Here is a 20544-nt window from a genome sequence, read left to right as displayed (position 1 = left end):
TTTTTAATACATAAAAGGGAGGAATCCGTAAGTGGCAGCACAAGTTCACATCACATTTCCAGACGGAAACGAGAAGGCATTTGAGGAAGGCGTCACCACTGAAGAAATTGCAGCTTCCATCAGCCCCGGCCTGAAAAAACAGGCGCTGGCAGGGAAGTGGAATGGAGAGCATATTGATCTGCGCACCCCGATTCATACCGATGGTGCCGTTGAAATTATTACTGTGAAAAGCGAAGAAGGGCTCCACATTCTGAGGCACAGCACCGCGCACCTGATGGCCCAGGCGGTGAAGCGGCTGTTCAGCGATGTGAAACTCGGCGTCGGACCTGTTATTGAAAACGGCTTTTACTATGACATCGACATGCCGCATCAACTCACGCCGGAAGATCTCCCTGTCATCGAAAAAGAAATGAAAAAAATCATCGATGAAAACCTGGAAGTCGTCCGTGAAGAAGTGACCCGGGAAGAAGCGAAAGAAATGTTCCGGGAGATTGGGGATGACCTCAAACTCGAACTGATTGACGACATCCCTGAAGGGGAACCGGTCACGATTTATGAGCAGGGAGAGTTTTTTGACCTGTGCCGCGGCGTTCACGTACCAAATACAGCGAAATTAAAAACATTCAAGCTCATGAGTATATCCGGCGCATACTGGCGCGGTAACAGCGACAATAAAATGCTCCAGCGCATTTACGGTACAGCATTTGAGAAGCAGGCCGATCTGGACGAGTATCTGAAACAGCTGGAAGAGGCCAAAGAACGGGATCACCGCAAGCTCGGCAAAGAACTGGGTATTTTCTCTGTCAATCAAAAGGTCGGACAGGGGCTTCCGCTCTGGCTTCCTAAAGGCGCAACGATACGCCGCACGATTGAGCGTTACATTGTGGATATGGAAGAACGTCTCGGCTACGACCACGTGTATACGCCTATTCTCGGAAGCTCTGAGCTTTACAAAACATCCGGTCACTGGGATCACTATCAGGATGACATGTTCCCGCCGATGGAAATGGATAACGAAACGCTCGTTATCCGCCCGATGAACTGTCCGCATCACATGATGGTCTTCAAAAATGAATTTCACAGCTACCGGGATCTTCCTGTCCGTCTGGCAGAGCTCGGCATGATGCACCGTTATGAAAAGTCAGGGTCTCTCGCCGGGCTGCAGCGGGTACGAGCGATGACATTGAATGACGCTCATATTTTTGCCCGTCCGGACCAGCTGAAAGAAGAGTTTGTCCGCGTCGTCGAACTCGTGCAGCACGTGTACCAGGATTTCGGACTGAACGATTATTACTTCCGTCTTTCCTACCGTGACCCCGAAGATAAAGAGAAGTATGTGGATAATGACGAAATGTGGGAAAAAGCCCAGGCCATGCTGAAAGAAGCAATGGACGGCATGAATGTGGAGTACGTTGAAGCGGAAGGAGAAGCGGCCTTTTACGGTCCGAAACTCGATGTTCAGGTCAAAACCGCGCTCGGTAAAGATGAAACGTTGTCGACCGTACAGCTTGACTTTCATCTGCCGGAACGGTTTGATCTTACCTATGTCGGGCAGGACGGAGAAGACCACCGTCCGGTCGTCATTCACCGCGGAATTGTTTCTACGATGGAACGTTTCATCGCCTTTCTGCTTGAAGAATACAAAGGCGCTCTCCCGACATGGCTCGCTCCGGTGCAGACTGAAGTCATTCCGGTATCGGCGGATGTTCATCTGGACTATGCCAAAAAGGTGGAAGATAAACTCCGCAAAGCCGGCGTCCGGGTGGAAGTGGACACCAGGGATGAGAAAATCGGGTACAAAATAAGGGAAGCCCAGACGAAAAAGGTTCCCTATATGCTCGTCATCGGTGATCGTGAAATGGAAGCCGGCGCGGTCAATGTCCGCCGTTACGGGCAGCAGGACTCAGAGTCAGTAGATCTTGATGATTTCACGGACCGCATCAAAGACGAAATCGACAACCGCCGACTGCATTAATTTTCATCAGAAACAAAGGGGTTTGTTGACAGCCTTTGTTTCATGTGATATCTTGAATAAGTGTTTGAACAACCGAAACCAAAGCAAGCAGAAGCGCCCGCTTCTCACCTGACTGACGCGAAATGCTGTTGGCGGGTCCTGGTACTTTTTTAAGAATGATAGGCGGGTGCAGTGTGTCCATTGCGCCCGCTTTTTTATGCCTCGAAAAGACCTGCTGTATCAGGAGTGATACGCAACTGGCTGCTTTGATTCGTAATTTTTTTGGAGGTGGCACATTATTCGTAACGATATGAAAGTGAATGATGGAATCCGTGCACGTGAGGTACGCCTCATCGATTCCAACGGCGAACAACTCGGGGTCAAATCGAAAAACGATGCATTGGACCTTGCAGAACAGGCCGAACTTGATCTTGTACTGGTAGCTCCGAATGCGAAGCCTCCGGTTTGCCGAATTATGGATTATGGAAAGTACCGATTTGAGCAGCAGAAGAAAGAAAAAGAGGCCCGTAAGAAACAGAAAACCATTGAGGTTAAGGAAGTACGTCTCAGTCCAAGTATTGAAGAACACGACTTTAATACAAAGCTGAAAAACGCCCGTAAGTTTTTATCAAAGGGTGACAAGGTCAAAGCGGCGATCCGTTTCCGCGGCCGTATGATCACGCATTCTGATATTGGTAAAGAAGTGCTCGACCGGATGGCCAAGGAATGTGAAGATATCGCAACGATAGAAACGAAGCCTAAAATGGAAGGGCGCAGCATGTTCTTAATGCTTGCTCCAAAACCGGAAAAAGAATAGTACTTCGTTTAAACACAATGAACGACACTGAAGGAGGAACAACCCATGCCTAAAATGAAAAACCACAGTGGGGCGGCAAAACGCTTTAAAAAAACAGGAACAGGCCGGTTGAAGCGTCGTCACGCCTTTACAAGCCACCTTTTCCGTAACAAAACAACGAAACAGAAAAAACGGTTGAGTGACGATGCGATTATGGATAAAAGCGATCATAAGCGTATGGATACACTGCTTCCTTACAAAAGACGCAAATAATATGAAAAACGCAAAATGAAAAGGGAGGGATAGACGATGCCAAGAGTAAAACGCGGTTATGTGGCACGTCGTCGTCGTAATAAAGTTCTAAATCTAGCAAAAGGATACCAGGGTTCCCGTCATCGTTTGTTTAAAACGGCGCAGGAACAGGTTATGAAGTCCCTGCGGTATGCATACCGTGACCGTCGTCAGCGTAAACGTGATTTCCGCAGACTGTGGATCACCCGTATTAACGCTGCAGCACGTTTGAACGGACTGTCCTACAGCCGTTTGATGCACGGATTGAAGCAGGCTGATATTAACATGAACCGTAAAATGCTTGCTGATCTTGCGGTGAACGACGAAAAAGGCTTCGCCGAACTAGCCGAAAAAGCCAAAGCCAATCTTAAATAAGAAAAGCGTAAGCGCCCTGAATCATTGAAGTTCGGCTAAGAACGCCACGTCCTGTGGCAACACCGAACTGACCTGCATCCTGCAGGCCCGCGACAGGTTCTGGACCGGGTGCTCCGGGCAGCTTGTTGCCCGGAGCCGCTTCTCGGGGGTGTTCGACTAACTGCGTCACGTCCTGTGACAACGTCGAACTGATCCAAGTCCATTGGACCTCCGAGGGGCTGGGCGCTGAAGCTGGATCTCATAGCACCAATATTTGAATATTTTCTTATTTTATAAACAGAAACGGCCCGGGATGAACCCGGGCCTGTTTTATTGGGAGTACATATTATGACATGGTTGTTAGTCTATGCTGTCATTGTGAATGTGATTACCTTTGTCGAAGCAGGAAAGGATAAGCATCAGGCCCGTCATAAAAAGCAGAGAACGCCGGAAAAACGGTTCTGGCTTCTGACATGGGCAGGGGGAAGCGCGGGGATGCTTGCAGGCATGTACATCTTCCGCCACAAAACCCGGCATATCCTTTTCAAGGCAGGGGTGCCTATAGTGTGTGCCGTCCACGTTTTTATTGTTCTTTATCTGACTGCGCTATAAATTCGCGTACGGGGCTTTTCCATTCGATAGCAGCATGCGGATACTGCTGCTGGATTTCCCGTTCCATGAAGGTGAAATCTTCGATTTGAAGACCCTGCAGACGGTCACTGTTTTTCACCCAGATGGCGACGGAAACAATATCAAACGCGTTTTCGGTGGTGCCTAGATATTTTTCCCCTTCAAACATCACGCCTTTATAGGTGATGAGGAAATTTTTGCGGACATTATCAGCTTCATCAAGAAAATAAAACTGTTTCTTATCGTGGGCGAGTTCCAGTTTCCGTTTTGGATTGAGAATATATTTAATCACAGCATAAATGACAATGATGACGGCAATGAGAATCAGAGTTCGGAGCAGAAGCGCCATCTCTCATTCCTCCTCTCGCGGAGTATCCTTCTCTCGAAAAAAACGTCTTGTCTGCATTATACTATACGGAGCAGCATTGTTGTTAGTTTCATTGTAATGGAATTTGAAGAAGAAAGGAAAAGATAGAGGATGAACCAGTTGTTTGCTATTCAACGGAAGCTTGATGAAAGGATCCTTGAGGATCATAATTTGAACCGCCGGGAGATTCACGCTGAGAAAATGCTGGCTCTTCTTGTGGAAATCGGAGAGCTTGCCAATGAGACCCGCTGTTTTAAATATTGGAGTCAAAAACCGGCGTCCGACCGGGATGTCATTGCCGAAGAATACGTGGACGGTCTTCATTTCATTTTGTCACTTGGCCTGGACGGCGGCTGGGAAGAAGTTCCGGAAGCCGGCGCCCCCGCCGCAGCAGGTGTGACAGAACAGTTTCACCAGGTGTACGAGGCTGCCCTGACGCTGAAAGAAACATTTTCAAAAGAATATTTTCTTGACCTCTTCCAAGCGTATTTAGCGCTTGGTTATCAGCTCGGTTTTTCAAAAGAGGATATAGAAGCTGCGTACCTCCAGAAAAACGAAGCGAATCATCAGCGTCAGGAAGAAGGTTACTAACGTTCGTTTGAGTATCTTTACATTGGGCATTATAGTAAAATGGGAACGGATGAGTCAGCAAAAGGAGGAATAAACATTGGACCAAACAACACAGATGCTTAAAGAACTAACCGATGCAAACGGCATCCCGGGCAACGAAAAAGAAGCCAGAGATGTGATGGCGGAATACATTTCGCCTTATGCAGACGAAGTAACAACCGATCAGCTCGGGAGTCTGATTGCCAGAAAGACAGGAAAAGCAGGCGGCCCTAAAATTATGGTAACCGGCCATCTGGATGAGATTGGCTTTATGATTACCCAGATTGATGATAACGGCTTCCTGAAGTTTCAGACGGTCGGCGGCTGGTGGAGCCAGGTGATGCTCGCCCAGCGCGTGAATGTTATGACGTCCAGAGGAAACATAACCGGTGTCATCGGATCCAAGCCTCCGCATATTTTGACAGCGGAACAGCGCAAAAAGGCAGTGGAAATCAAGGATATGTTTATCGATATCGGTGCTTCCAGTAAGGAAGAAGCGGAAAGCTTCGGTGTAAAGCCGGGGGACTCCGTGGCTCCGATTTGTGATTTCACTGTGATGAACAATGAAAAATTAATGATGGCCAAAGCCTGGGACAACCGTATCGGCTGCGCTATTGCCATCGAAGCTATGAAACGCCTGCAGAATGAGGACCATCCCAATGAGCTGTACGGTGTAGGCGCGGTTCAGGAAGAAGTCGGCCTGCGGGGTGCGAAAACTTCGGCATCCAAAATTGAACCGGACATTGGATTTGCCGTCGACGTCGGCATTGCCGGTGATACGCCGGGGGTTACAGAAAACGATGCCAAGGCCGAAATTGGAAAAGGGCCGCAGATCCTTGTTTTCGACCGTTCCATGGTTTCACATAAAGGTCTGCGCGAGTTTGTGACCGGCACAGCGGATAAACACAGTATTCCGTATCAGTTTGATGCGATGAGCGGCGGTGCTACAGATGCCGGATCGATTCACCTGACAGGCCAGGGTGTACCGAGTCTGGCTGTCACGGTTCCAACCCGTTACATTCACACCCATGCAGCTATCCTGCATAAAGATGACTTTGAGCATGCGGTACAGTTGTTTGTAGAAATCATAAAAGGACTCGACGCTGACAAAGTACATGAAATCACGTATGATTCGTAAAAAATAAGCGCTCTCCGCCTGCTGAGGCGGGGAGCGTCATTTTTTCGGATGAAAAAGTATTCCCGCAGCTTATTGAAGGCCGTCGGCTATGTCACGGATAACCTGGTCTTTTTCATTGTCGGAGGCATGTTTCCAAAATACCTCAAATAATACACCGAGACCCGGAAGCATTTTTTCCTCTCCGCTTTCGACGGCGTCCTGAATCGTCGCTTCCACCTGCTCTTCATTGTTACCCGACACATTTTCCAGTACTGCAGCACGCAGATTAAAAGACATCCATATGCCCTCCTTTTTTGTGATAAAATAATGACTAATAGGTGTAGTATGTTCATCCGGAGAAAAAATATGTAGATGGGGGATTGGGAAAAGGGAATGCCATGGAATCAAATTGACTCTGTAAAAAATCCGAAAGTGAAAAATGTAAAGCGCTTAATGAGGCGGAAATTCCGTGAACGGGAGCAGCAGTTTGTCATAGAAGGCTGGCACTTGTTAAAAGAAGCCGAAGCCCACGATGTGAAAATCACGGATGTTTTTATAGAAGAAACGAAAGATATCCCGGAAGATGTAGATGTTTCAGATCTCCCCGTTTCGCTTGTCACCGGACAGGTGATGCAGGAAATGAGCCGGACCGAGACACCGCAGGGGGTGACGGCGATCTGCCGGATGCCGGAGGAAACCTCCCTGGATGTGCACACCGGTCATACGTATTTATTGATAGACGGAGTGCAGGATCCGGGGAATCTCGGCACATTGATCCGGACTGCGGATGCCGCTGGTGTAACAGCGGTGATTCTCGGAGAAGGAACGGTGGATGGATATAATGATAAAGTGGTCCGGGCGACGCAAGGTTCTTTGTTTCATCTGCCGGTGATCAAAGCAGAGCTCGGAGAGTGGATGGAAGCCTGCCGGACGCATAAGATTCCGGTGTTTGGAACGTCGGTGAATGAAGGAACGTCCCATACCGCTATCGGCGCACAGAAAGGTTTTGCGCTTCTGGTCGGCAATGAAGGAGCCGGGGTGCAGCAGTCCCTGCTGGACGAGGCGGATCAGAATATATATGTTCCGATATACGGCGAAGCGGAATCCCTGAATGTGTCAGTAACTGCCGGTATACTGCTGTATCATTTGAAGCAGCCTTATTAAACACCTTGCATTCGTTTTTATTTTTTCTTATACTTATCCCATGATCACGAACGAAAAAAGAGACGCAAAAGGCTGAGAAGGAGAGTAGTAAACAGGATACCGTCACCCAGGGAGGAACTGCCGCCGACTGCAAGCAGTTCTGTGACAGGTCTGTCGAATTCGCTCTGGAGCCGGCACCGGAAACCTGCAGTATGTACTGCTGGCAAGGTGTACCGGGACCCCCCGTTATCCAGTCAATCGAGTGAACCGGACGTTTCTAAACGTCTATGGTTAACAAGGGTGGTACCGCGGAACCTTCGTCCCTTAGAAACAGGGATGAAGGTTTTTTACGTTTAAAGGAGGAAGAAAAATGATTGACCGCCTGCAGGAACTTGGAAAAGAAGCGCTTCAGGAGATAAAGCAGGCAGATTCAGTCAAAGCGCTGGAATCTGTCCGGGTGAAATATCTTGGGAAAAAAGGACCGATCACAGAGGTTCTCCGCGGCATGGGACAACTTTCGGAAGAGGAACGTCCGAAAGTCGGCCAGAAAGCCAATGAAGTCCGTGAAGAAATTAAAGAAAAACTGGACGAAAAGACAGAGCAGCTTGAAAAAGCGGCGCTCGATGAAAAACTGAAAGCAGAAAGTGTCGACGTTACGCTGCCGGGCCGAGAGGTGAAACAGGGAGCACGACACCCGCTGACCGCTGTGGTAGAGGAAATTGAAGACATTTTTGTCGGCCTCGGGTTTCAGGTGACAGAAGGACCGGAAGTCGAAACCGATCAATACAACTTTGAAAAGTTGAACCTGCCGCCGGAACATCCGGCCCGGGATATGCAGGATTCCTTCTATGTTACTACCGACATGCTGCTGCGCACGCAGACTTCCCCGGTTCAGGCCCGCACGATGGAAACGTTTGAAGGACAGGGACCGGTCAAAATTGTTTGTCCGGGAAAGGTATACCGGCGTGATGATGACGACGCGACCCATTCCCATCAATTCATGCAGATTGAAGGCCTTTATGTGGATAAAAACGTACAGATGAGTGATCTGAAAGGAGTGCTCGAGGCATTTGTCCAGAAATACTTCGGAGCGGACCGTAGTATCCGACTGCGCCCGAGTTTCTTCCCGTTCACGGAGCCGTCGGTGGAAGTGGATGTTTCCTGCGGCATCTGCGGTGGAACAGGCTGCCGGATCTGTAAGCATTCCGGCTGGATTGAAGTTCTGGGAGCCGGCATGATACATCCTAACGTTCTTGAAATGAGCGGATTTGATCCGGAAGTCTATACCGGCTTTGCCTTTGGTATGGGAGTGGAACGTTTTGCGATGCTGAAATACGGAATCGATGATATCCGTCATTTCTATACAAATGATATTCGGTTTTTAAACCAGTTCAAACGGGCATAAGGAGGAACGTAACATGTTAGTTTCGTATCAATGGTTGAAAGATTATGTAGACATAGAAGACTTAAGCGCAGAAGATGCTGCAGAACGTCTTACGCGCGGCGGTGTGGAAGTTGATATGCTTCACGTCCGGACCGAAGGAGTGGAACACGTCGTTGTCGGTTATGTGGAAGAATGCAGCCGGCATCCGGAAGCAGACAAGCTGAGTGTCTGCGTTGTCGATACAGGCAGCGCGAAACGTACCATCGTCTGCGGCGCTTCCAACATTCAGGCCGGACAGAAAGTAGTCACAGCTGAGCCCGGCGCTGTTCTGCCTGGAGGTGTAGAAATTACCACCACCACCCTGCGCGGTCAGGAGTCTCAAGGGATGATCTGTTCCCTCCAGGAACTGGGTGTGGAGCAGAAACTTGTCGCAAAAGAATATCAGGATGGCATCTATGTTTTATCGGACGACGCAGAGATCGGGGCGGACGCCGTGGCGGAAATCGGTCTACGCGACACCGTGCTGGAACTGGATCTGACCCCAAACCGTCCCGACTGTCTGAGCATGCTCGGTGTTGCCTATGAAATAGCAGCACTGCTCGACAGAGACATTGTTCATCCGGACACCGCACATAAAGAAAGCGCAGAACATGCTTCAGGCCATGTCTCGGTTCAGGTGGATGTGCCAAAAGACAATCCTTTCTACGGCGTGAAAGTCGTGAAAAACATTGTAGTCGGTCCATCGCCGCAGTGGATGCAGAACCGGCTGACAGCAGCGGGAATCCGGCCGATCAGCAACGTAGTGGATATTACGAACTATGTGCTGCTTGAATATGGACAGCCGCTCCACGCCTTTGATCTGGACAAACTCGGTTCGTCGGAAATCCTCGTGCGCCGCTCAGCAGAAGGAGAACAGATGACGACGCTTGACGGCGAGACACGAACCCTTTCACCAGAGCATATGGTCATTACAAACGGAAAGGAACCGGTCGCCCTTGCCGGAGTCATGGGAGGTGCCTCCTCGGAGGTTCAGGATGACACGACAACGGTTCTGCTTGAAGCAGCTTATTTTCAGCCGGCAAGAGTCCGCAAAGCCTCACGGGAGACCGGCATACGCAGTGAATCAAGCATACGGTTTGAAAAAGGAATTGATTCCGGACGGGTGGAGGAAGCTGCAGAGCGGGCTGCTTCACTGCTGGAGGCCTACGCCGGAGGAGAAGTGCTTGAAGGGACAGTGGAAGTGGATCACCGTCCTGCAGAAAACAAAAAGATTGAAACGAGCACAGATCAGTTGAACGGTCTTCTTGGCATGAATCTTTCACAAGAGGACATTTCGTCGATATTTTGGCGTCTTCGTCTTCCGGCTTCTGTCGAGAACGACAGAATTATGGTGGAAGTTCCGACACGCCGGCCGGATCTGGAACGGGAAGTGGATCTGGCAGAGGAGACAGCGCGGCTGTACGGCTATGATTATATCCCGACGACTCTTCCGTCGGGCGTTACGACCCCCGGCTTTTTAACAGACCGCCAGCGTCGTGAACGTCGTCTGCGCCGCTTTCTGGAAAGCGCAGGACTGAACGAAGCTTTGACGTATACCCTTACGTCCAGAGAACACAGCAGCAGGCTGCAGCTCCATACGCTGCCGGGAAAAGTGGACGTATCGCTGCCTATGAGTGAAGAACGAAGCACGATGCGTACGAGTCTTCTTCCTCAGCTGCTGGATACCGTGCAGTATAACCGCAACCGGCAGCTGAGCGATGCCGCGGTATTTGAACTGGGGTCGATTTTTATCGGAGAATCAGGAGATGCATTGACAAAGCAGCCCCGGGAAAAAAGCGTTCTTGCTGCGGCTGTCACGGGATGGTGGGATACTCATCTTTGGCAGGGAGAAAAGAAAAAAGCAGATTTCTTTGTCGTAAAAGGGGTGCTGGAAGGGTTATTTAACGAACTTGGCGTAGCATCCGCCGTGGAGTTTGTGCGCTCGGAACACGAAGAACTTCATCCCGGCAGAAGTGCCGGTATTTATCTGGACGGGACCTATGCCGGGTTTGCCGGACAGCTTCATCCCGCCGTGGAAAAAGAGTGGGACCTCAAGGAAACGTATGTCTTTCAACTTGATATGGATCTTATTCTTGCTCATGAAGCCGTCCCCGTTTTCTATGAAACGGTGCCGCGTTATCCTGCGGTAACAAGGGATATTGCTCTGGTTGTTGATGACGGGGTGCCGGCCGGAAAAGTGGAACGTGTGATCAAAGAAGCAGGAGGAAATCTTCTGCATGATACGTCCCTCTTTGACGTATATCAGGGAGAAAACCTGAGTGCTGGAAAGAAATCTCTTGCGTTCTCCCTTGTTTACCTCGATCCTGACCGCACACTTACAGATGAAGAAGTCAGCAGGACCCACGATAATGTACTGAAACAGCTCGAAGAAGAAGTGAGCGCGGAACTCAGGAAATAAACGAATAAGGTGATGACTTGGCGAAAAGAGTCTGGGACAAAATCTATATCAGATAAAAAAAGAATGCCGAACGATTAAAAAAATCGTTCGGCATTCTTTATTGCTGAGACAAACCGCTGCGCCAACATGCTCCGCTTTTACTCCAGAGCACAAGGGCGGCATCGGTTCGCAGGGGCTCATCGTGTCTTCTTTGCACCCGGCCGTTTCAGGACCCGTTGGTCGGCATCGAAACCGCACCTGAACGGATCCGGCCGTACGGACGCAGAAAATGCGGGCGTTTGTTAGCTGTGTTCAGGTTGGGGGGACGGACATTCGTTGCAAATGGGTTCTAAGGCACTTTAGGGAGGAAGGGACCCCCTAAAACGTCGTTCGGCATAACGCCTGAGGCACTTTATAGTATCCGGCGCGTCCATAAACGTCAGTATAAATGATTCCGAAGGCACTTTAGAGGGTTTGATACCCCGGAAAACGTCATTATGAACGAATCGAGACTGTTTGCAGTGGAAAAATGAACGGGTCGACGCAGCAAAGAGCCCGCGTCATTGCAGGAAAAGGGAGAGAAATAGAGTCCCGAAGGCACTTCAGGGGGGGAAGGCCCCCCTGAAACGTCGTTCGGCATAACGCCTGAGGCACTTTATAGTATCCGGCGCGTCCATAAACGTCAATATGAATGATTCCGAAGGCACTTTAGAGGGTTTGGTGCCCCCCTAAACATCATTAACCTGTAGAAGTACGTCACGTGAGGGCGCCGCCTTGACCCGCATCCTGCGGGATACCCGTGATTCGTATAGTTCTGAGCAGGAGTCGAAGCATTTTGGCTCCGCTGCTGTACGACTGCTGAACAACGCCGCAGGACATTCGTGTTTTCCTCCGCCTATTTTACTTTTGTCCCAGACTCTTTATTCTTCTATCTGGAGGTCTGTTTTAAGCTCTGTAAACCTTTGTAAAAACCAGTTTCAGCCGGTTTGTTTTTCCGCCTGCCGGAGCGGGTATAATACCAAGGAAAAAACATTTCCATTCAGAAGCGATTCTGTTATTATTATGTGTAGGTATTTTGCTGACGACAGGAGGTTTTACCCGTGGATGACGGGAATGATAAGCAGCGCACGACAGTCACCATATTCGGGCAGCCGTACACGATTGTCGGAGAGGAACCTCCCGAACATGTCATGCAGGTGGCAGAACACCTGGATCAGAAAATGCGTGAATTCAAGGAACACAATCCTTATCTGGATACGACGAGACTCGCTGTGTTGACAGCGCTCAATATAACGGATGATTACATCAAGCTGAAACAGTCGGCAGAGACCGATGGACGAAATGAGAGAGAAGAGGAACGGTAATTCATGCTGAGTCTTTTGATACTCCTGATACTGGTTATCAGTTTTTTTGTTGGGCTTCGGAGAGGTTTTATACTGCAGGCTATACATTTAGTGAGTTTCTTTATCGCACTATTTGTTGCTTTTACGTTTTATCATGAGCTGTCCGAATATTTGAGATTATGGCTCCCCCATCCTGAGATTTCCACCGATGGAGACGGTATTGTCCAGATGATGGTCGCCTCTTTTGATCTGGAGGCCGTCTATTATAACGGCATTGCGTTTATCCTGATCTTTTTTGCGGTGAAAATAATTCTTCAGATTGTTGGGTCCATGCTCGATTTTGTTACGAAACTGCCGGTCCTCCGCATGGTGAACCGGTGGCTCGGGGGCATTCTCTGCTTTGTGGAGACGTATCTGCTTTTATTTGTTTTATTAATGACAGCAGCGCTGATGCCGATAGAGATGGTGCAGCAGGCCATTGATCAATCCACTATGGCTGACATGATGATAAATCATACTCCTTTTCTATCTGACTGGCTGAAAGGCCTTTGGATGGAAGAGGCTTAAGGAAAAACTTCTCTATCATCGAGAAGTTTTTTCGTACGTTGGGAAAGGGAGGAACCCGGGATGAATAAAAAAGAGGTTATCCAGGCGCTGGAAACCATTGCGGTATATATGGAGATAAAAGGAGAAAACACGTTCAAAACGTCGGCCTACCGGAAAGCGGCACAGACGCTTGAGCAGGATGAACGCTCCCTGAGTGAAATACAGACACCCGCTTCCCTGAACAGTATTGGAAAAGGTACCGCTGCGGTGATTGAAGAACTCCGCGATACCAATCAAGCCCAGGTGCTTGAAACACTGAAATCAGAAATTCCTGAAGGTTTGATTCCACTTCTTGATCTTCAGGGGCTGGGCGGGAGAAAAGTTGCGAAATTATATCAGGAGCTGCAGATCACCGATGCCGCTTCGCTGAAGCAGGCTTGTGAGTCCCGCCGGGTCCGGGAACTTTCCGGATTCGGAGCTAAAACAGAAGAGAAAATACTGGCAGCGCTCGAGGACATGGGAAGCCGTCCGGATCGGCTTCCGGTCGCTTTTATGCTTGAAACAGCAAAAATGCTGGAAAAAGAAATAAAAAATCTGGCAGATGTGAAACGCTGGGCCCGGGCCGGAAGTCTGCGGCGGATGGAGGAAACCATTAAAGATCTGGATTATATTCTCTCGGTCTCGGTCGAAAACACGGATCCCATCCGCACGCAGTTGAAAGAACTGCCGTATGTGTCGGAAGTGATTGCTGATGGTCCGTCCAAAGTATCGCTGGAACTGGCCCTGTCCTATCCGGTTCAAATTGATTTTCGTTTAACGGATGACGATGCCTTTGCGACCACCCTGCATCATTTCACAGGTTCCAAAGACCACAATGTTCAGATACGCCAGATTGCAAAGAGCCGGGGTGAACGTGTGAGTGAATACGGGATTGAAAACCTGGAAACCAAAGAGGTGACATCTTTTTCATCTGAGGAAGATTTTTTTCATTATCTGGGTCTTTACTATATTCCTCCGGAGGCAAGAGCGGGGACAGGTGAAACAACAATGTACCAGCAACCGTATGAAACGGTGGAACGAAGCGACATTAAAGGGGATCTTCACATGCACACCACGTGGAGTGACGGAGCTCTGTCGGTGGAAGAGATGGCTGAAGAAGTACGAAGCCGGGGACATGAGTGGATGGCGGTAACGGATCATTCCAAGTTTCTGCAGGTGGCACATGGTCTGGATGAAGAACGTATTCTCCGCCAGATAGAGGAGATCCGGCGTGTAAATGATCAATATGAAGACTTCACTGTACTGGCCGGTATTGAAATGGACATCCGTCCTGATGGGACGCTGGATATTGAAGATGAGGTGCTGTCCCGGCTTGATGTGGTGATTGCCTCGATTCACTCTTCATTTTCCCAAAGCCGCACCGACATTATGAAACGTCTCGATGCTGCACTGGAACATCCCTCGGTCCATATAATCGCTCACCCGACCGGCCGTTTAATCGGACGGAGAGAGGGTTATGATGCAGACGTGCAGACACTGCTGAAAAAGGCGGCAAAGACAGGGACGGCACTGGAACTGAATGCTAATCCCAACCGCCTTGATCTATCCGCGGCGTGGCTGCGCAAAGCTGCGGATACAGGTACCATGATTTCCATTAATACAGATGCGCACACACCGGACATGCTGGATCATATGGAAATAGGAACCGCGTCCGCAAAGAAAGCACTTCTTCAGAAAGAACAAATAGTAAATACAAGAAATATAGAGGAACTGCGCGCTTTTTTACAGGGAAAACAGGAACGCACAAAACGTTGAGTCCTGCCCTGTTACAGCTTGTGTGGAAAGGATGACCGGGCATGAACGAACGCGTACGACGCGTACTGGAATATGACAAGATGAAAGAACAGCTGAAAAATCATGTGGCGTCCACACTGGGACGAAAAAAAGTAGAAGCACTCGAGCCCTTTACCGAACTTGACAAAGCGGAGGAAGAACTAAACCGCACGGAAGAAGGAGCTAAAGTGCTGCGCTTGAGAGGACAGGCTCCGCTTGGGGGAATTACAGACATTCGAGCCCATTTGAAACGAGCCGAGATCGGTGGAACGTTGAATGCCGGTGAACTGCTGGAAACCGCCGATACGATTTACGGCGGACGGCACATAAAGAAGTTTATCGAAACGATGGTGGAAGAAGAGATTGAACTGCCGCTTCTTTCGGAACTGGCCGGGCCGATTGCCCCGCTTTCCGACCTGGAACGTGAGATCAAACAGTCGATTGATGATCACGGAGAAGTGCTGGATGCAGCCACCCCCGCTCTGCGCAGTATCCGCCAGAGAATACGGGGATTGGAAGCGGATATACGCTCCAAGCTGGAGCAGATGACCCGCTCCTCCCAGCAGAAAAAACTGTCGGATGCGATTGTCACCATTCGTAATGACCGCTACGTTGTTCCGGTCAAACAGGAATATCGCTCTTCTTTCGGCGGGATTGTTCACGATCAGTCGTCTTCGGGGGCTACGCTTTTTATAGAGCCCCAGTCTGTCGTCACAATGAACAATCAGCTGAATGAAGCACGCGTGCAGGAACGACAGGAAATCGAAAGAATTCTAAAAGAACTCTCGGAACGGGTGCAGGGAGCTGTGGATCAGCTTCTTGAAAACCTGGATTACCTTGCTGAACTTGACTTTCTTTTTACAAAAGCGTATTACGCGTATCAACTGAAAGCGTCCCGTCCACGTTTGAACGGCAGCCGGCGTCTGCGTTTCAAAGAAGCAAAGCACCCTCTTCTGGACGGAGATGAAGTGGTACCGATTGATGTAGAGCTCGGAACAACATTTTCCTCACTTGTCATCACCGGACCGAACACCGGCGGGAAAACGGTGACGCTGAAAACAGTAGGTCTGCTTACGCTTATGGCACAGTCGGGGTTGTACCTGCCGGTGGAAGAAGAGTCAGAAGCAGCCGTGTTTTCCAATGTGTACGCCGATATTGGGGATGAGCAGTCGATCGAACAGAGTTTGAGTACATTTTCCTCCCATATGACTAATATCGTTGAAATTCTGGACCACGTAGACGAGAAGAGCCTCGTACTGTTCGATGAAATCGGCGCCGGCACCGATCCAACCGAAGGCGCGGCTCTGGCTGTATCGATTCTGGATTACGTGTATGCAAGCGGGGCGAGACTGGTGGCGACGACCCACTTCAGTGAACTGAAAGGATATGCCTACAACCGGGAAGGTGTCATGAACGCGAGTGTCGAATTTGATGTGGAAACCCTGAGTCCAACGTACCGGCTTCTTATCGGTATCCCGGGGCGGAGTAATGCCTTTGCGATATCACGCAGGCTGGGGCTCGGAGAATCCATCATTGAGGCGGCGGAATCGGAAGTCCACGAGGATACCCGCCAGGTGGAAAATATGATTACGTCACTGGAAGAGAAAAAACAGGCGGCGGAAGAGGAACTGGACGAGGCCCGGAAGACGCGTGAGGAAGCAGAGCAGCTGCATCGTGAACTGGAACAGAAGCTTCAGGAAATGGACCGCAAAAAACAGGACGTCATTTCTTCTGCCGAAAATAAAGCACAGAAAGAGCTCGAAAAAGCCCGGGAGCAGGCCGATGATATTATTAAGGACCTTCGGGAGCTTCAAAAAGAGGGACATCAGGTAAAAGAACACGAATTGATTGATGCCAGAAAACGGATGGAACAGGCAGCTCCGGATTTAAGCAAACGGCAGCAGATCAAAAAACAGGCGGACAGCGAGCGGACGTTTCATCCCGGCGATGAAGTGAAAGTACTCAGTTTCAACCAGCAGGGACAGGTCCTTGAGAAAAAAGGGGATAAAGAATACCAGGTACAGCTTGGAATTATGAAAGTGAACGTCAAAGCGGACGATATGGAAAAAGTCAAGCAGGAGCCGGTCCGCCAGCCTTCCCGGCCGGTAACCAACGTCTCCGCAGACAATGCCGTGAAGCCCGAACTTGATCTGCGCGGGGTGCGCTACGAGGATGCCATGCAGAAAGTGGAAAAATATCTCGATGAAGCTGTACTCGCCGGCTATCCGCAGGTTCATATCATACACGGCAAAGGCACCGGCGCTCTCCGTAAAGGCGTCAAAGAACTCCTGAATAAACATCCCAGCGTCGCAGAAACCAGAGACGGCGGAATGAACGAAGGCGGGATCGGCAATACTGTCGCCCGTTTGAAATAATACAGGAGAAGGTTTCATAAGAGAGGCGGACGATATGGAAAATCTGATGCAGAACCCATTTGTAGAGACAGCGGCCAACTTCAGCGTGGCTGTTCTTTCCCTTATCGTTTTTTTGACGGTTTTTGAGACCATCACTTCTTATAAAAACTGGGAAGAAATAAAGAGCGGAAACATGGCGGTGGCTCTTGCAACAGGCGGGAAAATATTCGGCGTGGCGAATATTTTCCGCTTTTCAATCGAACACAATGATGCCATATTGACGATGGTGCTGTGGGGCACGTATGGTTTCGTTCTTCTCGTGTTCAGCTATGTAATGTTTGAATTTTTGACACCAATGTTTAAAGTCGACGAAGAAATCAAGGCAGACAACCGTGCTGTCGGCTTGATTTCATTTATCATTTCCGTCGGAATGTCATTTGTGATCGGTGCCGGTATTCTGTAGGAACATGCCAAGTGCGGGGGAGGAGAACTGCCGTGGAACGTTTAGCAGTAATTTTGATTGCATGCTGTGTTCTTTTTGTGCTGTCGGGAGCGGTTTATCTGCTGTTTTTTTCTTGAATCAGCGCAGCTGCTGTCATAAGATGTTGCTTTAGATATGTTTTTAAACTATCCCGCCCGGGTATTATAATGATAGTTGAGCAGTTTATTCGCAACAGCACATTCCGGGTGCTATAATACCAACAGTATCAAGTTATGAAGACTAAAAGGAGGACCATTATTATGGCAATAGTAAACGTATCCGACCAGGATTTCACAGAACAAACGTCTGAAGGAGTTGTACTCGCAGACTTTTGGGCAGATTGGTGCGGTCCATGTAAAATGATCGCTCCTGTTCTGGAAGAGATTGATTCAGAAATGGGAGATCAAATCAAAATCGCGAAACTCGATGTGGATGAAAACCAGGAAACAGCAGGAAAATTCGGTGTTATGAGTATCCCAACGCTGCTTCTTTTCAAGAACGGCGAAGTTGTGGAACAAATTACCGGATTCCAGCCGAAAGAACAGCTGGAAGAAGTGCTGAACAAACATTTATCCTAAAAACGAACGAAACTGCTGATGTCCGCGTCAGCAGTTTTTTTCGACGGGAGGGTGTTATGATGCCGGTACAACTGAAACGGATTTACGAGAAAACAGACAAACAGGACGGGTACCGTGTACTCGTGGATAAAGTCTGGCCGAGAGGAATTTCCAAAGATAAGGCGGAGCTTGACGACTGGGCAAAAGAAGTGCCCCCGAGTGCGTCTCTTCGGAAATGGTTTAATCACGAGAAAGAAAAATTTGAGGCGTTTGCAGGGTACTATGACGAAGAACTGCAAAACGATGAGAACGCACAGCAGAAGATAAATGAACTTGCAGATAAAGCTGCTTTAAACACTGTCACTCTGCTTTTTGCAGCCAAAGATGAGACCTATAACCATGCGGTGCTTCTAAAGCAGTGGATTGAAGAAAAGAGGTGAAGTCCTTGTCCGCCATCAAGGAAAAACTGGCGGTTCTGCCGGCGCAGCCGGGCTGTTATTTAATGAAAAACAAGCATGGCACCATTATTTACGTCGGCAAAGCGAAAGTGCTGAAAAACCGGGTGAAATCCTATTTCACAGGTTCGCATGACGGCAAAACCCAGCAGCTGGTTGCAAATATCCATGATTTCGAATATATCATCACCTCGTCCAATATAGAGGCGTTGATTCTTGAGATGAACCTCATTAAAAAGCACGAACCGAAGTTTAATGTCCTTTTAAAAGATGATAAATCCTACCCGTATTTGAAAATTACAAACGAAGAGCATCCGCGCCTTATTACGACGCGAAAAGTAAAAAAAGACGGAGGCCGTTATTTCGGTCCGTATCCGAATGCCATCGCTGCAAACGAGACGAAAAAACTGCTGGACCGGCTTTATCCACTGAGAAAATGCCGGACAATGCCGGACCGGGTCTGCCTGTATTATCATATCGGCCAGTGCCTTGCTCCGTGCGAGTTTCATGTACCGCAGGAGAGAAACAAGGAGCTTGTGCAGGATATGGTCCGCTTTTTGAATAACGGGCATCAGGATGTAAAAAAAGATCTTCAGGAAAAAATGTACGAAGCCTCGGAGGAAATGAATTTCGAGCGGGCAAAAGAGCTCCGTGATCAAATCCAGCACATTGACGCCGTGATGGAAAAGCAGAAAATGACAATCAATGATGGGCAGAACCGGGACGTTTTCGCGTATGCCTATGATAAAGGCTGGATGTGTGTGCAGGTCTTCTTTGTGCGGCAGGGGAAACTGATCGAACGTGATGTTTCAACGTTTCCGTTTTATCAGGATCCAGAGGAAGATTTTCTTACATTTCTCGGGCAGTTTTATCTGAAAGAAGATCATATCAAACCACGGGAAATTCTGCTTCCGCAGGAAGTGGACAAAGAAATGGCAGCGCAGCTCGTCGACGTAAAAACCCAGCAGCCTCAGCGCGGTCAAAAACGTGAACTGGTGCGGCTCGCTGCCCGGAATGCCGAACAGGCACTGTCGGAGAAATTCCAGCTGATTGAACGTGATGAAGAGAGAACAGTCCGCGCGGTGGAGGACCTCGGAGAGAAAATGAACATTGATACACCCTACCGTATTGAAGCTTTTGACAACTCCAATATTCAGGGAGCTGATCCGGTATCAGCGATGGTGACATTTCTGAACGGGCGTCCGTACAAAAAGGATTACCGGAAATACAAAGTGAAACAGGTGGAGGGTCCCGATGATTATGCTTCCATGAAGGAAGTCATCCGCCGCCGTTACGTACGGCTGCTGAAAGAAAAAGCGGAACTGCCTGACTTGATTTTGATTGACGGCGGGAAAGGACAGCTGAGTGCGGCGAAAAGTGTACTCGAAGATGAACTCGGACTGCTTGTGCCGGTAGCTGGATTGTCCAAGGATGAAAAGCACAAAACATCGGAGTTGATCATGGGGGACCCGGTGGAAGTGGTGCCTCTCAAACGTAACAGTCACGCATTTCACCTGCTTCAGCGGATTCAGGACGAGGTGCACCGGTTTGCCATTACGTTTCACCGACAGACGCGTAAGAAGAACATGTTCACGTCCATTCTTGATGATGTTCCCGGCGTCGGCGAGAAACGAAAGACCCAGCTTCTCCGCCATTTTGGGTCCGTGAAAAAGATGAAGGAAGCAACCATCGAAGATTTCCGCGGTATCTCCATACCGGATAACGTTTCCCATGAATTAATGAAGCGCCTTCAGGAAAACGAATAAACAAAAGGAAAGACCATCCGCAAAAAAAGTCCATGAATGAAATAAAAACATCCATTCCTCCATGGGTGTTTTTTATTTTATCATATTAGATGATAATGATTTTCAATATCATTTAAGGGAGGGCAGA

Annotated in this window: 20 protein-coding genes and 1 other annotated feature; of the genes, 18 read left to right on the top strand and 2 right to left on the bottom strand. The window is 49.0% G+C overall.

The window, feature by feature from the left end:
- Positions 1-31: 31 nt before the first annotated feature.
- The 5 genes from thrS to ACFSUB_RS07220 all read left to right on the top strand — a co-directional run bounded on the left by thrS (position 32) and on the right by ACFSUB_RS07220 (position 4007).
- Positions 32-1975 carry a threonine--tRNA ligase gene (gene thrS / locus ACFSUB_RS07240; protein WP_380712517.1) on the top strand — a complete coding sequence of 648 codons (1944 nt, stop codon included), beginning with the start codon at positions 32-34 and terminating at the stop codon, positions 1973-1975.
- A 79-nt stretch (positions 1976-2054) separates the two neighbouring features.
- Positions 2055-2179 (top strand) — a sequence feature (ribosomal protein L20 leader region).
- A gap of 85 nt (positions 2180-2264) precedes the next feature.
- Positions 2265-2771: a translation initiation factor IF-3 gene (gene infC, locus ACFSUB_RS07235; protein ID WP_380712515.1), complete on the top strand. Its 507-nt coding sequence runs from the start codon at positions 2265-2267 to the stop codon at positions 2769-2771.
- A 45-nt stretch (positions 2772-2816) separates the two neighbouring features.
- Positions 2817-3023, top strand: coding sequence for a 50S ribosomal protein L35 (gene rpmI, locus ACFSUB_RS07230; RefSeq protein WP_380712514.1), 207 nt, complete (start codon positions 2817-2819; stop codon positions 3021-3023).
- A 36-nt stretch (positions 3024-3059) separates the two neighbouring features.
- On the top strand, positions 3060-3416 hold the full coding sequence (rplT, locus tag ACFSUB_RS07225; RefSeq protein ID WP_090928199.1) for a 50S ribosomal protein L20: 357 nt from the start codon (positions 3060-3062) through the stop codon (positions 3414-3416).
- A gap of 327 nt (positions 3417-3743) precedes the next feature.
- On the top strand, positions 3744-4007 hold the full coding sequence (locus ACFSUB_RS07220; RefSeq protein WP_380712513.1) for a DUF1294 domain-containing protein: 264 nt from the start codon (positions 3744-3746) through the stop codon (positions 4005-4007).
- Here ACFSUB_RS07220 and ACFSUB_RS07215 read toward each other — a convergent pair.
- Complete coding sequence (locus ACFSUB_RS07215; protein WP_380712512.1) at positions 3979-4374, bottom strand: sigma-w pathway protein ysdB; 396 nt, start codon at positions 4372-4374, stop codon at positions 3979-3981. The genes ACFSUB_RS07220 and ACFSUB_RS07215 overlap by 29 nt on opposite strands.
- Positions 4375-4503: 129 nt before the next feature.
- Between ACFSUB_RS07215 and ACFSUB_RS07210 the strand changes: the two genes are divergently transcribed.
- Positions 4504-4983: a dUTP diphosphatase gene (locus tag ACFSUB_RS07210; protein ID WP_380712511.1), complete on the top strand. Its 480-nt coding sequence runs from the start codon at positions 4504-4506 to the stop codon at positions 4981-4983.
- Positions 4984-5077: 94 nt separating this feature from the next.
- On the top strand, positions 5078-6139 hold the full coding sequence (locus ACFSUB_RS07205) for a M42 family metallopeptidase (protein WP_380713203.1): 1062 nt from the start codon (positions 5078-5080) through the stop codon (positions 6137-6139).
- Between the two features lie 69 nt (positions 6140-6208).
- On the opposite strand, the gene sspI is transcribed toward ACFSUB_RS07205, so the two are convergent.
- On the bottom strand, positions 6209-6415 hold the full coding sequence (gene sspI / locus ACFSUB_RS07200) for a small acid-soluble spore protein SspI (RefSeq protein ID WP_380712510.1): 207 nt from the start codon (positions 6413-6415) through the stop codon (positions 6209-6211).
- A gap of 75 nt (positions 6416-6490) precedes the next feature.
- On the opposite strand from sspI, the gene ACFSUB_RS07195 reads away from it, so the two are divergent.
- The 11 genes from ACFSUB_RS07195 to uvrC all read left to right on the top strand — a co-directional run bounded on the left by ACFSUB_RS07195 (position 6491) and on the right by uvrC (position 20417).
- Positions 6491-7282 (top strand): TrmH family RNA methyltransferase, encoded by a 792-nt coding sequence (locus ACFSUB_RS07195; RefSeq protein ID WP_380712509.1) that lies wholly within the window; start codon positions 6491-6493, stop codon positions 7280-7282.
- 349 nt (positions 7283-7631) lie between these two features.
- Positions 7632-8666 carry a phenylalanine--tRNA ligase subunit alpha gene (pheS, locus tag ACFSUB_RS07190; RefSeq protein WP_380712508.1) on the top strand — a complete coding sequence of 345 codons (1035 nt, stop codon included), beginning with the start codon at positions 7632-7634 and terminating at the stop codon, positions 8664-8666.
- Between the two features lie 13 nt (positions 8667-8679).
- Positions 8680-11103, top strand: coding sequence for a phenylalanine--tRNA ligase subunit beta (gene pheT / locus ACFSUB_RS07185; protein ID WP_380712507.1), 2424 nt, complete (start codon positions 8680-8682; stop codon positions 11101-11103).
- A 1079-nt stretch (positions 11104-12182) separates the two neighbouring features.
- On the top strand, positions 12183-12446 hold the full coding sequence (zapA, locus tag ACFSUB_RS07180) for a cell division protein ZapA (protein WP_380712506.1): 264 nt from the start codon (positions 12183-12185) through the stop codon (positions 12444-12446).
- A 3-nt stretch (positions 12447-12449) separates the two neighbouring features.
- A complete protein-coding gene (locus ACFSUB_RS07175) occupies positions 12450-12992 on the top strand; it encodes a CvpA family protein (protein WP_380712505.1) in 543 nt (180 codons plus the stop codon).
- 60 nt (positions 12993-13052) lie between these two features.
- Complete coding sequence (gene polX / locus ACFSUB_RS07170) at positions 13053-14786, top strand: DNA polymerase/3'-5' exonuclease PolX (RefSeq protein ID WP_380712504.1); 1734 nt, start codon at positions 13053-13055, stop codon at positions 14784-14786.
- 41 nt (positions 14787-14827) lie between these two features.
- A complete protein-coding gene (locus tag ACFSUB_RS07165) occupies positions 14828-17179 on the top strand; it encodes an endonuclease MutS2 (protein ID WP_380712503.1) in 2352 nt (783 codons plus the stop codon).
- A gap of 34 nt (positions 17180-17213) precedes the next feature.
- Positions 17214-17621 carry a DUF350 domain-containing protein gene (locus tag ACFSUB_RS07160; protein ID WP_380712502.1) on the top strand — a complete coding sequence of 136 codons (408 nt, stop codon included), beginning with the start codon at positions 17214-17216 and terminating at the stop codon, positions 17619-17621.
- A 278-nt stretch (positions 17622-17899) separates the two neighbouring features.
- Positions 17900-18217, top strand: coding sequence for a thioredoxin (trxA, locus tag ACFSUB_RS07155; protein ID WP_090928224.1), 318 nt, complete (start codon positions 17900-17902; stop codon positions 18215-18217).
- Positions 18218-18273: 56 nt separating this feature from the next.
- Positions 18274-18636, top strand: a complete 363-nt coding sequence (locus ACFSUB_RS07150) for a DUF488 domain-containing protein (protein ID WP_380712501.1) — start codon at positions 18274-18276, stop codon at positions 18634-18636.
- Between the two features lie 5 nt (positions 18637-18641).
- Entirely contained in the window at positions 18642-20417 is a 1776-nt protein-coding gene (uvrC, locus tag ACFSUB_RS07145) for an excinuclease ABC subunit UvrC (RefSeq protein WP_380712500.1), read from the top strand.
- Positions 20418-20544: the final 127 nt, after the last annotated feature.

Origin of the sequence: Salibacterium lacus, assembly GCF_042684865.1 — a bacterium.
GTDB lineage: Bacteria > Bacillota > Bacilli > Bacillales > Marinococcaceae > Salibacterium > Salibacterium lacus.
Note: the sequence above shows the minus strand (reverse complement) of the source record. Positions and strands in the feature narration are given on the sequence as shown.

Coding starts and splice junctions, on each gene's coding strand:
- infC (WP_380712515.1), top strand. CDS start 2,265: ATGAAAGTGAATGATGGAATCCGTGCACGTGAGGTACGCCTCATCGAT.
- rpmI (WP_380712514.1), top strand. CDS start 2,817: ATGCCTAAAATGAAAAACCACAGTGGGGCGGCAAAACGCTTTAAAAAA.
- rplT (WP_090928199.1), top strand. CDS start 3,060: ATGCCAAGAGTAAAACGCGGTTATGTGGCACGTCGTCGTCGTAATAAA.
- ACFSUB_RS07220 (WP_380712513.1), top strand. CDS start 3,744: ATGACATGGTTGTTAGTCTATGCTGTCATTGTGAATGTGATTACCTTT.
- ACFSUB_RS07215 (WP_380712512.1), bottom strand. CDS start 4,374: ATGGCGCTTCTGCTCCGAACTCTGATTCTCATTGCCGTCATCATTGTC.
- ACFSUB_RS07210 (WP_380712511.1), top strand. CDS start 4,504: ATGAACCAGTTGTTTGCTATTCAACGGAAGCTTGATGAAAGGATCCTT.
- ACFSUB_RS07205 (WP_380713203.1), top strand. CDS start 5,078: ATGCTTAAAGAACTAACCGATGCAAACGGCATCCCGGGCAACGAAAAA.
- sspI (WP_380712510.1), bottom strand. CDS start 6,415: ATGTCTTTTAATCTGCGTGCTGCAGTACTGGAAAATGTGTCGGGTAAC.
- ACFSUB_RS07195 (WP_380712509.1), top strand. CDS start 6,491: ATGGGGGATTGGGAAAAGGGAATGCCATGGAATCAAATTGACTCTGTA.
- pheS (WP_380712508.1), top strand. CDS start 7,632: ATGATTGACCGCCTGCAGGAACTTGGAAAAGAAGCGCTTCAGGAGATA.
- pheT (WP_380712507.1), top strand. CDS start 8,680: ATGTTAGTTTCGTATCAATGGTTGAAAGATTATGTAGACATAGAAGAC.
- ACFSUB_RS07175 (WP_380712505.1), top strand. CDS start 12,450: ATGCTGAGTCTTTTGATACTCCTGATACTGGTTATCAGTTTTTTTGTT.
- polX (WP_380712504.1), top strand. CDS start 13,053: ATGAATAAAAAAGAGGTTATCCAGGCGCTGGAAACCATTGCGGTATAT.
- ACFSUB_RS07165 (WP_380712503.1), top strand. CDS start 14,828: ATGAACGAACGCGTACGACGCGTACTGGAATATGACAAGATGAAAGAA.
- ACFSUB_RS07160 (WP_380712502.1), top strand. CDS start 17,214: ATGGAAAATCTGATGCAGAACCCATTTGTAGAGACAGCGGCCAACTTC.
- trxA (WP_090928224.1), top strand. CDS start 17,900: ATGGCAATAGTAAACGTATCCGACCAGGATTTCACAGAACAAACGTCT.
- ACFSUB_RS07150 (WP_380712501.1), top strand. CDS start 18,274: ATGATGCCGGTACAACTGAAACGGATTTACGAGAAAACAGACAAACAG.